Here is a 14,590-nt window from a genome sequence, read left to right as displayed (position 1 = left end):
TGCTCGAGGAGTGCCGCCTCCCGCTCACCGGCGCGAAGTGCGTCGACCTCATCATTACCAACCTCGCCGTGTTCAAGGTTGACCCGAAGAACGGCCTGACCCTCGTCGAGGTCGCCCCGGGCGAGACAGTTGATTCCGTCCGCGAGGCCACTGAGGCGCCGTTCGAGGTTGCCGTGTAGCCGCGCCCCTCGCTTCTTGGCGCCCCGCTGCCCACATTGTCCGTGGACAGCGGGGCGTTTCTTGCACTCTTAGATAGTTGATCCCCGTCAATACTTGACGTGAACCAACTAAACTGCTTAAAGTTAACTCGAAGTTAACCACAGGCAAACAGAAAGGAGAATTGCAATGAAGTTCTGGAAGCGTTTCCTGACCTACGAGACGAACACTGTTCTCCAGGCCATCGCGGCCGCCAGCCGCCACACCAACTAGTGGCAGCTGTGTTTCGGGGGATTGACCTACATTGGTCTACTCAGTAATAAAGGTGCGGATCGCGCGGGTGACCTCGTCGGGCACCTCGACGGTGGGTACGTGCCCACCGCCGCTGAGCGTGACGGACTGCGACTCGCCGCCGACCATTTTCCCGATCGCGTGGACGACCTCGGGAGGGGTGGAGGGGTCCACGGCCCCGGAGATGGTGAGGACCGGCACCGTAATGTTTCGCAGTTCTTCTGTGTAGTCCCAGCCTGCGAGCGCATCGGCGCCGACGGCGTATCCCTCACCGCGGGTGGAGTCGATCATGCGGGTGAGAGCGTAAGTAAGCGCCGGGCGTTCCTGGCGAAACTCGGGCGTGACCCACAGTTCGATGGCACTCTGCACCCGGGGCGCGATGCCCTCCGCGCGTGTTTCCTCGGCGCGCGGGGCCCACGTGTCGGGGCCACCGAAATTGGCGGCGGTGCACATGAAGACTGCCTTGGTCACGCGGCCGCTGGTGGCGGCGAGGTACTGCGCGATCGCGCCGCCGAGCGAAAGGCCGACCACGTCGAACTCGTCCACACCGAGAGCGTCGAGGGTGTCGAGGACATTGTTGGCCAGATCATTGATCGTGGTCTCGCCGGGCATGGCCTGCGGGTCGGGGGAGAGCCCGTGGCCCGGGTGGTCGAGGGCGATAACACGGAAGTCCTTGGCCAGTGAATCAAGCTGCGGCAGCCACATGTCGGTGGTGGAGGCGATGGAGCCGAGGAACACCACCGGGTGCGCGTCGCGGGGGCCAAAATCAACGGAGTGCAGAATCGTCATGCGGACAGTCTAATGGTCTGTATCACACGTCGAAGTTTTCTGGTGGAAAGGACAGCTGCTTCGTGGCGTCGGACGCTGGATGCGCGCGGAGGTACTCCCGGATGTAGGGCAGCTCGTAATCCACGAAACCGCGGCCGGCTGGGCGGATCATCTCGGCCTCAATGAGACGCCTCCTATACGTGCCCGCGTATTGCGGATCAACCCCCATCCGCTCGGCGATGTCGGCCATCCGCGACGGCCCATCGTCTTTCGACATGGCGGTGAGGAATGTGCGGTCCACATCTGAAAGATCAGCAAGCGACGGTTCATGAACCAGCTCGCCGAGTTTGCGTCGCGCTGTCTCAATACCAGCACGTACCGCGGATTCGTCGATAATTCCGTCACTCGTGTTGCGGAAGGCATGCTGCCCGACGAGTTGGATCATAAACGGATAACCCCCGGTCGCCTCGGTGCCGAGTTCGAGCGCCTCCGGGGTCCATTCGATTCCCACCTCGAGAGCAGGGGCCTCGAGCGCATTGGCGACGCTGTCCAGCGGCACGAGCCCCATCTCGATACGATTCGCGCGTCGGAGAAAAGTGACAGGGTTTCGCCCTTCGTTGGCGGCGAGTAGCGGTTTCACCGCGCCGGGGATGCCCGCCATCGCGACGGCAATTTCGCGGTCTTCGCGGATCATGTGCTGCATGGTCGTGCCGAACTCGATGATGTCGCGCACGTGCGCATAGTGCAGCTCATCCAGAGTAATGAGGATGCCAGTTGGTGGTTTACCCATTTTCTGGTCAATCGTCTCAAGTAGGGAGAAGCACTCCTCAAGCACTGAGCGAAGCGACTGAGGCGGAGCTTGGTCGGAAGTTGAGTCGAAGCTCAGGCGTGTGCTGTCAGGGGTTGCCTCCCGAATTTTCCGGATCAGCGTATCGCGGATGCGTTCATTGAAATGCTCGGTCGTGGTTTCTGAGATGACGAGCCAGGATTGTTGCCGTGCGGCACCCTCGAACTCGTTGAGCAGCACGGTTTTTCCGATGCCACGCGGGCCGGTGACGATGGAAATCCGCTCGTGAGTACCGGGGCCGTCGTAAAGCGCCTCGGCGAAGTCCTGGACGTAGGAGTCGCGACCCGCCACGACGGGAGGGGTCTTGCCCATGGTGGCGGTGTAGGGGTTGCGGGGGCGTCGCGGCAGCTGTGGCATGAGGCACCTCGTTTTTACTCGTTACTATTCTTACTACTGTTACTATTCCGGCGCTGCGCAACCGCTCTGTCATCCCAACCCGAAAACCCCGCTGCCGCGCGAGCCGCACGAAGCAAACGGGCCGCGAGCCATTACGCTGGGGAGGAACTGTCTGAAATACGTCCAGTACACAAACCCAGTACACAAATACAGTGGAAGTGAGACCTCTTGGATACGCAGATTGCCGTAGAGACGCTGGCGCGCGTGCTCATGCCGCGCAGGGGCGAACCGCACGACGTGCGCTCGCTGTACCTCGTTGAGGCGGAGCAGAATAAGCAGCGCGTGCGCTGGTCGGACCGCACGACCCTGACTGTCCCGGAAGGGCAGGAGGTCAGCTTCGAGACCTACTTCAACGCGTTCCCGGCTTCCTACTGGCGTCGCTGGTCGCAGTTGGACCGCGTGGTCCTGAGCCTGGATATTCAGGGCGCGGCCACCATCTCCGTCTACCGCTCGAAGCACGACGGCGTGCGCATCAGCGTGACCAACGTTGAGGTCGCCGACCAGCACGTGGAGATCCCGCTCCCGCTGAAAAACTTCGAGGACGGCGGCTGGCTCTGGTTCGACATCACCGCGGAGTCCGACGCCACCGTCACCAACGCCGCGTGGTGCGCCGACCAGGCGCCGCAGGAGCAGGTGCTTCACGACGCCACCACGATCCCTCCCCAGCCCAAGCAGGTCGCCGTGGGCATCCCCACGTTCAACCGCCCCCGCGACGCGGTCAACGCGCTGCACGCGCTGGCCGAGGACCCGGTAGTGGAGGCGTGCATCAGCCACGTGCTCATGCCGGACCAGGGCAACCAGCACCCGGCGGACGAGCCGGACTTCGCGGAGGCGCAGGCCGCGCTCGGCGACAAGCTGCGCATCTTCCCGCAGGGCAACCTGGGCGGCTCCGGCGGCTACAGCCGCATCATGTACGAGGGCCTGAACAATACGGACGCGCCGTTCATCCTCTACATGGACGACGACATCGCGATCGAGCCCGACTCCATCGTGCGCGCGGTGCAGGCAGCCCGCTACGCGCGCACCCCGATCCTGGTCGGCGGGCAGATGCTCAACCTGCAGGACCGCGCGCAGCTGCGCACCACCGGCGAGGCCGTGGACCGCTCCACCTTCATGTGGGGCGCTGCCGAGCACGCCGTCTACGACCACGACTTTTCCAAGTACCCGCTGGGCTACGTGGGCACCCAGGAAGAGGAGCTGGACCCGCGCAAGACCACCTCGCGCGCGCTGCACCGTCGCATCGACGTGGACTACAACGGCTGGTGGATGAACCTGTTCCCGCGCGCCGTCGCCGAGCAGCTCGGCCTGCCGCTGCCGCTGTTTATTAAGTGGGACGACACCGAGTACGCCCTGCGCGCCAAGGAGGCCGGCTACCCCACGGTGACCTGGCCGGGCGTGGCCATTTGGCACATGGCGTGGGCGGACAAGGACGACGCGATCGACTGGCAGGCTTACTTCCACCTGCGCAACCGCCTCATCGTCGCCGCGATGTACGGCCCGGAGAAGGCCGACGGCATCCTGCGCAACATGCTCAAATCCACCTACAAGCACATCATGTGCATGGAGTACTCCACCATGGCGATCCAGGTGGAGGCCATGCAGGACTTCCTCAAGGGGCCGGACCAGCTGTTCAGCATCCTCGAGTCCTCGCTGCCAAGGATCCAGGAAATCCGCAAGCAGTACCCGGACGCTCAGGTCATCGGCTCCGCCGCGGACCTACCTGCGCCCACCGGCGCGCCGGGCGTGCCCACCCGCAACATCGGCGGTCGCCTGGCCAAGGTGAAGAAGATTCCGTGGGCGTTGAAGGCGTTGCGCCACCAGTTCACCACCGAGGACCGCGCGCACTGGGACGCGCCGCAGCTCAACCTCACGGCCGAGGAGGCCCGTTGGTACACGCTGGCCCGCGTCGATTCCGCTACGGTATCCACCGCCGGCGGTACGGGCGTGGCCTTCCGCAAGCGCGACAAGGCCACGAGCGACGCTCTGCTCAAGCAGACCAAGGAACTCCAGGCGCAGATCAAGGAGCGGTGGGCGGACCTGCAGTCCGAGTACCGCGCCGCGATGCCGCGCCTGACCAGCCACGAGGAGTGGGGGAAGATTTTCGATGCCCAGTAAGCCCAGTAACAAGCACTCGCTCGACGCCCGTGAGGCCGAGCTGCTCATCGCCCTGCAAGACCGCGCGTTTACCCCGGCCACCACGAAGGTGGCGCGCACGCTGAGCCACTTCGGCGAGCACGACTTGGGCTGGATGGGCGTGGCTGCGGTGGGCGCGGCGTCGACAAGCGCGAACCGCCGGAAGTGGCTGGCCTTGGGCGCGGGCACCTTCGTTGCGCACGCGGCGAGTGTGGTGCTCAAGCGCATCGTGCGGCGGCCGCGCCCCCACGACCCGCGCGTGCAGATCGGCGTGAAGACGCCGTCGCAGCTGTCGTTTCCTTCCTCGCACGCGACGAACACGGCGGCGGCCGCGGTGCACCTCGCGGACATTACGGGCTCGAAACTGCCGTGGCTTCTCGTGCCGGTAATGATGTGTTCGCGTAACGTGCTCGGGGTGCATTACCCTACGGACACCCTGGCGGGCGCTGCGCTGGGCGCGGCGGTGGCCAAGGTTGCAGTTGAGGTGGAAAGGACAACCCGATGACGGAAAAGGAATACGACGAGCCCCTGCTCAAGCCGGAGCCGCACACCACGGGCGTGGACATCAGCACCAAGCGCAAGCCGCCGAAGAACCTGCCCGACGCGATGATCAAGGGCCTGCGCCCCAAGCAGTGGGTCAAGAACGTGCTCGTGCTTTCCGCCCCGCTCGCCGCCGGTGAGTTTACGGGCCGCACGCTTATCGACGTCGCACTCGCATTCATCGTCTTCTGCCTCGGCGCGTCCTCTATCTACCTGGTCAACGATGCCCTGGACGTCGAGTCGGACCGCGAGCACCCGACCAAGCGGTTCCGCCCGATCGCCTCCGGCATGCTGCCGATCAAGCTGGCCTTCGGCATGGCTGCCATCCTCATCGCCCTGGCCCTGGGCCTGTCCTTCCTGGCCACGGACGGCCCTGCGCTCGCGCTGGTCATCGGCATCTACATTGCCCTGCAGCTGGGCTACTGCTTCGGCTGGAAGCACATCCCGGTGATTGACATCGCGCTGGTCTCGTCCGGCTTCATGCTGCGCACGATGGCCGGCGGCGTGGCCGCAAGCATCGCCCTGTCGCAGTGGTTCCTGCTGGTGGCCGCGTTCGGCTCCCTGTTCATGGCGTCGGGCAAGCGCTACGCGGAGATGCTGCTGGCGCAGAAGACGGGCGCGAAGATCCGCAAGGCGCTGGAGGGCTACACGGCCACGTACCTGCGCTTCGTGTGGACGCTGTCCGCAACGGCGGTCGTGATGAGCTACGCGCTGTGGGGCTTCCAGCTGTCCAACGACACCGATGGCCCGGCCGCGATCTGGTACCAGATCTCCATGGTCCCGTTCGTCATCGCTATCCTCCGCTACGCGGCAGAGGTGGACGGTGGCAAGGGCGGCGCGCCGGACGAGATCGCGCTGGAGGACCGCGTCCTGCAGCTGCTCGCCCTGGCGTGGATCCTCTGCATCGTCATGGCGGTTTACGTCATTCCGGCGGTGGCTTAGTAGTATCGCTGGAATGAACAAACAGGCCCGCATTTCGCTGCTCGCTGCAGCGGCAATCGCGGGCATCTTTGCGTTCTGGGGAGGATTTACCCGCCGCTGGATGTCCGACGATGGACTCATCGTGCTGCGCACCGTGCGCAACCTGCTCGCGGGCAACGGCCCCGTGTTCAACATCGGCGAGCGCGTGGAGGCCAACACCTCAGTGCTGTGGCAGTACCTCATCACGGCGTTCGGCTGGCTCACGGGCGCCCGGCTCGAGGACGTGGCGATGTGGCTCGCGCTCGCCTGCACCGTCATCGGCGCCGTCGTGGCCACCGTGGGCTCGGGCCGGTTCTGGGACCAGGCTGCCGCCACCCGCGGCGTTGTCCTGCCGTTTGGCATCCTCATCTACCTGGCGCTCCCGCCTGCGCGCGACTTTGCCACCTCCGGTTTGGAGTGGGGCCTGTGCATCATGTGGCTCGCCGTGTGGTGGGCGCTGCTGGTCCAGTGGGCCGCCCCGATCGGGCGCCGCGCCCTCCCGGTGTCCGGGTATTGGCTGGCGTTCTGGTGCGGCCTGTCGTGGCTGGTCCGCCCGGAGCTTGCGCTCTACGGCGGGGTGACCGGCATCGTGCTGCTGGCGTACAGTCCCCGCAAGTGGGCGGGCATCCTCGCAGCCGCGCTGCCGGTGCCCGCCGCGTACCAGCTATTCCGCATGGGCTTCTACGGCCTGCTCACCCCGCACACGGCGGTGGCCAAGTCCGCCTCGGACGCGGAGTGGGCCCGGGGCGGGACCTACTTCTGGGACTTTGTTGGCTACTACTGGCTCTGGCTGCCGCTGCTGGTCGTCGCGGGGTGTGCGGTGTGGTTGCTGCGGGGTGCGAGGGGGCGTCGATTAGCAATTGTCCTGCTCACCGCGGGCTGCGCCCTCGTGCACGTGCTGTACGTGCTGCGCGTGGGCGGCGACTTCATGCACGGGCGCATGCTGCTGCTGCCGCTGTTTGCCCTGCTTTTGCCGATGATGACGGTGCCGCTGACGCGCGTGACCATCGCGCTGACGCTTGCCGCGACGGTGTTCGCCGGCGTGACGATCGTGCGCGCGCACCCCATCGACTGGTTCGCGTACGAGCGCGGCGAGAAGGAGCTGAACATTGTCGACGAGCGCGAGTTCTGGTCCTACGCAATCGGCCAGAGCCCGGCCGACCCGCCACGGCACGCGGAGGACTTCCTCGGCTCCAAACTGATGGAATCGTGGACCGAGGCGGTGGAGAACGGGCAGGAGCACGACGCCGGGCAGCTCAACATCGCGCGGCTGAGCACGCACCCGGACGAGTACTCCTGGTACTGGCGCCCCCGCATGGACGAGGACGAGGCCAAGGGGAGCGACTTGCTGGACCTGCCGACCACGGCATACCTCACCAACCTGGGCATGACGAGTATGAACGCGCCGCTGGAGATGCGCGTGCTGGACTCGGTGGGCCTGGCCACGCCCCTGGCCGCGCGCATGCCCCGCGACCCGGAGGGGCGCGTCGGGCACGACAAGTATCTGCCCATGGAGTGGCAGGTGGCGGACTCCGCGACGAAGATCGACTCGATGCCCAAGGACGTGGACCGCGAGCAGGCGCGTGCGGTGCGCGCGGCGCTGCGCGAGGAGCCGATCGCGGACCTGCTGGCCAGCTCGCGCGAGCCGATGAGCTGGCACCGTTTCTGGGAGAATGTGCAGTATTCCCTGGGTGACGGTCGCTCGCTCCAGCTTGAGCAGGATCCAACGGTCTACCTCTCGGACGAGACGATCCGGGAGATTAAAAAGGGTGAGGACCCTGGGGTTTCGGGGACGCGGATCGCCTGGCCGGTGAATTGAATGGCTCTTACGGTCTCAACTTGGTAACGTTGCTGTAACCAAAAGCTGAAAAACATTCACCGAAGTTGGGAGAGTAATGTCCGCGACGAAATCGAAGCGTGGTCTGCTTGCGCTGCTCATGGCGCTGCTGACCGCCCTGGGCGCAGTGGTGAGCGCCCCGCAAGCCTCGGCAGCAAACCGCGACTGGCTGCGCCCCGACTCCACGGGTACGTGCGAGTGGGACCGCGTCGGCTTCTGGGTACAGCGCTGCACCGTCTGGTCGCCCGCGATGGGCCGCCACATCACCGTGCAGATCCAGCCGGCGCAGCGCGGCGGCAACGCGGGCCTGTACATGCTCGACGGCCTGCGCGCCACGGAGATCACCAACGCCTGGGTCAACGACGTCAACGCGGCGCAGATGTTTAAGGACAACAACATCACGCTCGTCATGCCGGTCGGTGGCCAGTCCTCCTTCTATACGGACTGGAACGCGCCCGCGACGTACGATTTCAACCACCCGGTGACCTACAAGTGGGACACCTTCCTGTCCCAGGAGCTGCCGAGCTACCTGCGGGACAACTTCGGCGTTTCGCCCACGAACAACTCCATCCTCGGCCTATCCATGGGCGGCACCGCCGCGATCAACCTCGCCGCGCTGCACCCGAACCAGTTCCGCCAGGTCCTCTCGTACTCCGGCTACCTCACCACCACCATCCCTGGTGGCCAGACGGCGCTACGCGTCGCGCTTCTCGACGGCGGCCTGTACAACCTCAACGCCATGTGGGGCTCCATCTTCAATCCCCGCCGCTACGAGAACGACCCGTTCCTGAACATGGGGAACCTGCGCGGCAAGGACGTCTACGTGTCCTCCGGTAGCGCGGTCCCAGGTCCGGCCGATGACAAGTATCTGCCGGAGCACCGCGCGTCGGGCATCGCGCTGGAGTCCATTGCCAACTTCACCACCCACCTGTGGAGCGCGAAGGCGACCGTGACGGGCGTACAGCACACCGCCGTGTTCACGCCGACTGGCTTGCACAACTGGGATCAGTTCGGCTCCCAGCTCGTGGCCACTCAGCCGCGCATTCTCAACGTGATGAACGCCTGGTAAACCCCGGCTGCCGCTGGCCCCGTTCCCCGCATTCGCGGGAGCGGGGCCTTCGTGCGTTCTGGCACTGCGCGGCGCAGTCACACGGAAAACATTTGCCCCAAAAGTTCCCGGCGTGTCACCGTGTAAAGTCTCAAGTCAAACTTAACCTTTGGGTTACACAAGCGCTCGTGCACTGGCTACGCCGGGGGAGGGGAACCCCCGGACCAGCCTGCAGGGGCGCGACGCCCCCATGACCAGATGAATTGATGAGGCAGGACACCTTCATGCGCGAACACCGTTCCCCCAACACGAGGCTGCGTGCCCGTATCGCTCGGGTAGCAGCAGTGCCCACTGCGGCGCTCATGGTCGCATCGGCGCTTCCCGGCGTCGCCCCGCAGGCGCAGGCACAGCTGAGCAGTGGCAGCAGCACGTTCGGCGATTCCCGCGGTCTCTCGGACGCGATCCGTCCGAAGGATCCGCCGGCGCGGACCCCGATCGAGGTTGACGAGCACCCGCAAATCCCGGGCCTGCCGGACGGCGTGAGCGTGGACCGCATCGAGTGGCTGACCAACCGCCGCGTCGCCGTGTTTATCAAGTCCGCGGCGATGCCTGACCAACTCATGCAGGTGCAGATCCTCCTGGCGCGCGACTGGCACCAGAACCCGGACGCGAAGTTCCCGGAGGTCTGGGCGCTCGACGGCCTGCGCGCGCGTGATGACGAGAACGGCTGGACCATTGAGACCAACATCGAGCAGTTCTACGCCGACAAGAACGTCAACGTGATCCTGCCGGTGGGCGGCGAGTCCTCCTTCTACTCCGACTGGCAGCGCCCGAACAACGGCAAGAACTACAAGTGGGAGACCTTCTTTATCAAGGAGCTCATCCCGGTCCTGCACAACCGCTTCCGCTCCAACGACAAGCGCGCGCTGACCGGCATCTCCATGGGCGGCACCTCGGCAATCAACCTGGCGGAGCGCAACCCGCACCTGTTTGACTTCGTCGGCTCCTTCTCTGGCTACCTGGACACCACGACCACCGGCATGCCGTCGGCGATCAAGGCGGCGCAGCTGGACGCGGGCGGCTACGACGCGGAGGCCATGTGGGGCCCGCTCGGCTCGCAGGACTGGGTCGACCACGACCCCAAGCTGGGCATTGAGAACCTGGAGGGCAAGACGGTCTACGTCTCCTCCGGCTCGGGCCGCGACGACTTTGGCAGCCCGGACTCCGTGGCCAAGGGCGCGGCCAACCCGGCGGGCGTGGGCCTCGAGGTGCTCTCGCGTCTGTCCACCCAGACCTTCGTGGACTACGCCAGCCGCACCAATGTCAAGCCGATTGTGAAGTTCCGCCCGTCCGGCGTGCACTCCTGGGAGTACTGGCAGTTCGAGATGACGCAGGCGTGGCCCTACATCGCCAACTCGCTCGGCGTGGCCGAGGCGGACCGCAGCGCGGACTGCACCCCGGTTGGCGCGATCGCCGAGGTCACCGCGGACGGCTCGATCGGCTCCTGCGTGAACAACGAGTACGACGCGGGCAAGGACAAGCAGGGCAAGGCCCAGGACTTCCGCGGCGGCACCGCCTTCTGGGCGCCCAACACCGGCGCGCACGCCCTGTACGGCGCCATCCTGGCCAAGTACAGCGGCCTGGGCGGCGCGCAAGGCTGGCTCGGCTTCCCCACCACGGGCGAGCAGGCGACCCCGGACGGCGTCGGCCGCTTCGTGCACTTTGAAAACGGCTCCATCTACTGGACCCCGGAGACAGGCGCCTACGCCATCCCGGGCGACATGTTCCAGGCGTGGGGCGAGAACGGCTATGAGACAGGCGACCTGAAGTACCCGGTCAAGGAGGCCAACAAGGTTGGCGAGGGCTATGTCCAGCAGTTCCAGGGCGGCTTCCTCACCCGCAACCCGGACGGCACCCACCACATCGTCCACGGCGCGATCGGCGCGAAGTACGGCGAGATGGGCACCGCCACCTCGGACCTGGGCTTCCCCACAGGCAACGAGATTGCCATCAAGGGCGGGTTCTTCCAGCCGTTTGAGAAGGGCAACATCTACTGGTCCGCTGAGTCCGGCGCGCACGTCATCTACTACGGCGACATCTTCGACGAGTGGGGCAAGCGCGGCTACGAACAGGGCGAGCTGGGCTGGCCCACCTCGGACATGCAGGACATCAGCGCCGGCGGTCTCACCATCAGCTTCCAGCACGGCACCCTGGAGCAGGTCAATGGCACGGTGGTGAAGCGATGAGGCGTCTCGGAGCCCTGTGCTTAGCGACGCTCACTCTCTCCCTCGCCGCCTGCTCCGGTTCCACCACCGTTGACGGCGAGGACGCGAAGGCGTCGGCAAGCGCTGAGCAGTCCTCCTCCGCCCCGGCGGAGTCCTCGACCGACGCCCCCGGCACCACCCGCTCTGAGGCGACGAGCTCCAAGGCCCCGGCGGCCCAGTCCGGCTCGCGGCCGGAGGACCAGCCGGCGCAGGAGGTGACCTCGGTGCCGCAGCAGGCCTCGGGCTTTACCGCGCAGGAGGAGACCTACCTGGAGCAGCTCCGCCAGAACGGACTGAACGTGGAGGGAGTTGAGGACCAACTCACAGCCACGGGGCGTACGGTGTGCTCGGACGATACCGTCACGCGCGATGCGGTCGCCGGCCAGCTCGTGGCGCAGCGGCGCACCGACATGGACCCCGCTGCCCTGGGCACGCTGATTGCGGACACCGCGCGCGCGAACCTCTGCTAAGAAAGGCACTTCATGCGCAAAGGGCGCAACGTTTTTGTGGTTGCAGCCGTCCTGGTGGTCCTCGCAGTCATCGGGCTGGGGGTCTACCAGTGGCAGGCGTCGGACCAATCCGGTGATTCGGCGCTGTCCCCGGTGCCCGGCCAGGGCGAGACCGGGGGCGGGTCGCAGGACCCGGAGCAACCGGTGGAGCCGGACTGGTGCCCGGCCGTGGAGTTCGTCTCCGTGCCCGGCACCTGGGAGTCTTCGGCGGATGATGACCCGTTCAATCCGCAGGCTAACCCGCAGAGCTTCATGCTCTCCATCACGCAGCCGCTCCAGCAGGAGTACGACATCAACCACGTCCGCGTGTTTACCGTGCCGTACACCGCGCAGTTCCGGAACATCCAGACTGAGCATGGCCGGCGCGAGATGACGTATGACGACTCCCGCGCCGAGGGCAAGGCGAAGCTCAACGGCGAGCTGAAGCACGTGGCGACGACATGCCCGAGCACCAAGTTCATCATCGCCGGGTTCAGCCAGGGCGCGGTGATCGTGGGCGACATTGCCAACGAGATTGGTACCGGGATGAACGCTGTGCCGCCGGAGCGCCTGCTTGGCGCGGTGATGATTGCGGACGGGCGCCGCGAGAACGGCGTGGGTGTGAACCCGGGCGCGCCGGTGACCGGCGTGGGCGCGGAGATCGCGCTGCAGCCGCTGCAGCTGGTGGCCGACGGCGTGACGCCGGGCGCGACCATGACGGGCGCGCGCCCCGGCGGGTTTGGCGAGGTTGCGGACCGCGCCTTTGAGATCTGCGCACCCGCGGACACCGTGTGCGATGCGCCTGCGCGTGTGGGCAACGCGCTGGAGCGTGCGCAGGAGTTAGTAATGGCAAGCGGAAACCACGCGATGTATGCGACAAACCCGGATGTGATTCCGGGAACGACCACACCACAGTGGACGCTGGATTGGGCGCGCACTACTATAGATGCTTTGTAGGTACTAACTAATTTTTGGAGGGCCCAGACATGGATCTCGACGCAATCATCGCACGCTTCCTCGACGAGGCCGGAAACATCACGATCCCGCCGGGATTTACCATCCCCGCCATGACGGAGATGCTCTACGCCGCAGCCGAGCAAGCCGGGCAGGCAGATGCCGTGAGCATCAGGTTCTGGGACTACTCCGATAGCGCCGAGGGCAACTCCGTTGTGTACACGCGCCGAGAGGTCAACACCCGCATCAAAGCGATCGCCGTGCGCCTGGCCCAGGTGGGCAAGCCCGGTGACCGCGTAGCCATCCTGGCGGCCAACTCGCCCGAGTACATCCTCGGCTTCATGGGCGCGATGTACGCGGGCCAGGTGCCCGTCCCGCTCTATGACCCGAACGAGCCCGGCCACGAGGGCCACCTGCGCGCCGTGCTGTATGACTCCGGCGCGAAGACGGTCCTGACCAACAAGAAGGGCGCCGCCGCGGTGCGCGCCTACTTCGCCGACCTGCCGTCGGGGCAGCGCCCGCGCGTCATCGCCGTCGACGCGCTGCCGGACACCTTGGCCCAGAGCTGGGGCGAGCTGCGCGCAGCGGCGGAAGCGGCGGGTGCCGCCGGCGCGGACACCGCGCACCAGACCGCGTTCCTGCAGTACACCTCCGGCTCCACCCGCACCCCGGCGGGCGTGAAACTGACCAACGAGTCCATCGTGTCCAACGTCATCCAGATCTATTCCGGCGTGGGCGTGCAGCAGCCGATGCGCCTGGTGTCCTGGCTGCCGCTGCACCACGACATGGGCATCGTGGTCACCACGCTGCTGATCATCCTGGGCAACGAGATGGAGATCTTCACGCCGCAGGATTTCGTCCAGCAGCCGAAGCGTTGGATGGATCGCCTCTCCCGCCGCGAGTCGGACCCGGAGGATATGCGCATCTACACCGTCGCGCCGAACTTCGCGCTGGACATGGCCGCCCGCTATGCCGCGCCCGACGGGCTCGAGGACTACGACTTCTCCCAGCTCGAGTGCATCATCATCGGCTCCGAGCCGGTGACCAAGCCGGGCGTCGACGCGTTCTTCACCGCGTTTGGCAAGTCGGGCCTGCGCCGCGAGGTCCTGCGCCCCTCCTACGGCCTGGCCGAGGCGACCCTCCTGGTATCCACCCCGCAGGCTGGCAAGACGACGGAGCTGCCGCGCTTTACCTCCTTCGACCGCGAGCAGCTCGCGGCCGGCACCGCCGCCGAGGTGGCGGAAGGCGAGGGCGTCCAGTTCGCGTCCAACGGCCAGCCGGTGAGCTGGATGCGCTTTGCCATCGTTGACCCAGCAACCAAGGACGAGGTCCCGGAAAATTCGGTGGGTGAGATCTGGGTCCACGGCCCGAACGTGGCCGGCGGCTACCTGGAGCGCAAGGAGGAGACCGCCGACACATTTGCCAACACCATCGGCACGACGCTCCAGGAGAGCCTGCCGAAGGACGGCTGGCTCAACACCGGCGACCTCGGCGTACTCGTGGACGGTGAGCTCTACATCACCGGCCGCGTGAAGGACCTGGTCGTCGTGGCGGGGCGCAACCACTACCCGCAGGACATCGAGGCCACCGTGATGGAGGCGTCCGAGCATGTGCGCAAGGACTCCGTCGCCGCCTTCTCCGTCCCGGGCGATGACGTGGAGCGCCTGGTCATCCTGGTCGAGCGCGGCGACACCGCCGACGCGTCCGGCGACGCCGCCGCGGAGGAAGCGATCCGCGCGGCTGTATCTTCGCACCACGGCGTGTCCCCGGACGTGGTGGAGTTCCGCGCGCCGAACGAGATCGCGCGGTCATCGTCGGGCAAGATCGCGCGCCGGGTGAACGCAAAGCAATTCCAGGAGCGTGCTAACGCGAACCCGCAGTAGGACGATAACCTTAGGTGTTATGAAC

11 protein-coding genes and 1 pseudogene are annotated in these 14,590 nt (G+C 66.1%); 10 read left to right on the top strand and 2 right to left on the bottom strand.

The features are described 5' to 3' along the window. A pseudogene (locus tag EAW56_RS13020) lies at nt 1–179 on the top strand (succinyl-CoA--3-ketoacid-CoA transferase); the annotation flags it as partial. 286 nt (nt 180–465) lie between these two features. Here EAW56_RS13020 and EAW56_RS07430 read toward each other — a convergent pair. Both EAW56_RS07430 and EAW56_RS07425 read right to left on the bottom strand, forming a co-directional pair. Then, the gene (locus EAW56_RS07430) at nt 466–1,236 is read right to left on the bottom strand and encodes an alpha/beta fold hydrolase (protein ID WP_095278997.1); all 771 of its coding nucleotides are present in this window, start codon (nt 1,234–1,236) and stop codon (nt 466–468) included. Between the two features lie 22 nt (nt 1,237–1,258). After that, on the bottom strand, nt 1,259–2,419 hold the full coding sequence (locus EAW56_RS07425) for an ATP-binding protein (RefSeq protein ID WP_122085919.1): 1,161 nt from the start codon (nt 2,417–2,419) through the stop codon (nt 1,259–1,261). A gap of 207 nt (nt 2,420–2,626) precedes the next feature. Here EAW56_RS07425 and EAW56_RS07420 point away from each other — a divergent pair, with 207 nt between their 5' ends. The 9 genes from EAW56_RS07420 (at nt 2,627) to EAW56_RS07380 (ending at nt 14,565) form a co-directional block, all read left to right on the top strand. Next, nucleotides 2,627–4,573: a glycosyltransferase gene (locus tag EAW56_RS07420; protein WP_279629695.1), complete on the top strand. Its 1,947-nt coding sequence runs from the start codon at nt 2,627–2,629 to the stop codon at nt 4,571–4,573. Continuing rightward, complete coding sequence (locus EAW56_RS07415; RefSeq protein WP_095537459.1) at nt 4,563–5,096, top strand: phosphatase PAP2 family protein; 534 nt, start codon at nt 4,563–4,565, stop codon at nt 5,094–5,096. The genes EAW56_RS07420 and EAW56_RS07415 overlap by 11 nt, the downstream gene beginning before the upstream one ends. Next, nucleotides 5,093–6,073, top strand: a complete 981-nt coding sequence (locus tag EAW56_RS07410; RefSeq protein ID WP_095536007.1) for a decaprenyl-phosphate phosphoribosyltransferase — start codon at nt 5,093–5,095, stop codon at nt 6,071–6,073. The genes EAW56_RS07415 and EAW56_RS07410 overlap by 4 nt, the downstream gene beginning before the upstream one ends. Before the next feature lie 13 nt (nt 6,074–6,086). Next, nucleotides 6,087–7,910, top strand: coding sequence for an arabinofuranosyltransferase AftB family protein (locus EAW56_RS07405; RefSeq protein ID WP_122085917.1), 1,824 nt, complete (start codon nt 6,087–6,089; stop codon nt 7,908–7,910). 76 nt (nt 7,911–7,986) lie between these two features. Continuing rightward, a complete protein-coding gene (locus EAW56_RS07400; protein ID WP_095536009.1) occupies nt 7,987–8,997 on the top strand; it encodes an alpha/beta hydrolase in 1,011 nt (336 codons plus the stop codon). 263 nt (nt 8,998–9,260) lie between these two features. Next, complete coding sequence (locus EAW56_RS07395) at nt 9,261–11,222, top strand: alpha/beta hydrolase-fold protein (RefSeq protein ID WP_095536089.1); 1,962 nt, start codon at nt 9,261–9,263, stop codon at nt 11,220–11,222. Continuing rightward, nucleotides 11,219–11,710 (top strand): DUF732 domain-containing protein, encoded by a 492-nt coding sequence (locus EAW56_RS07390; RefSeq protein WP_122085916.1) that lies wholly within the window; start codon nt 11,219–11,221, stop codon nt 11,708–11,710. Before EAW56_RS07395 ends, EAW56_RS07390 begins: the two co-directional genes overlap by 4 nt. A gap of 12 nt (nt 11,711–11,722) precedes the next feature. Next, nucleotides 11,723–12,685: a cutinase family protein gene (locus tag EAW56_RS07385; RefSeq protein ID WP_122085914.1), complete on the top strand. Its 963-nt coding sequence runs from the start codon at nt 11,723–11,725 to the stop codon at nt 12,683–12,685. Nucleotides 12,686–12,714: 29 nt separating this feature from the next. Further along, complete coding sequence (locus EAW56_RS07380; protein ID WP_122085912.1) at nt 12,715–14,565, top strand: FadD32-like long-chain-fatty-acid--AMP ligase; 1,851 nt, start codon at nt 12,715–12,717, stop codon at nt 14,563–14,565. Nucleotides 14,566–14,590 lie beyond the last annotated feature (25 nt).

This window comes from Corynebacterium gottingense (genome assembly GCF_003693265.1).
Classification (GTDB): Bacteria; Actinomycetota; Actinomycetes; order Mycobacteriales; family Mycobacteriaceae; genus Corynebacterium; species Corynebacterium gottingense.
The sequence above is the reverse complement of the archived record's forward strand: the minus strand, read 5'-3'. Positions and strand labels throughout refer to the sequence as shown.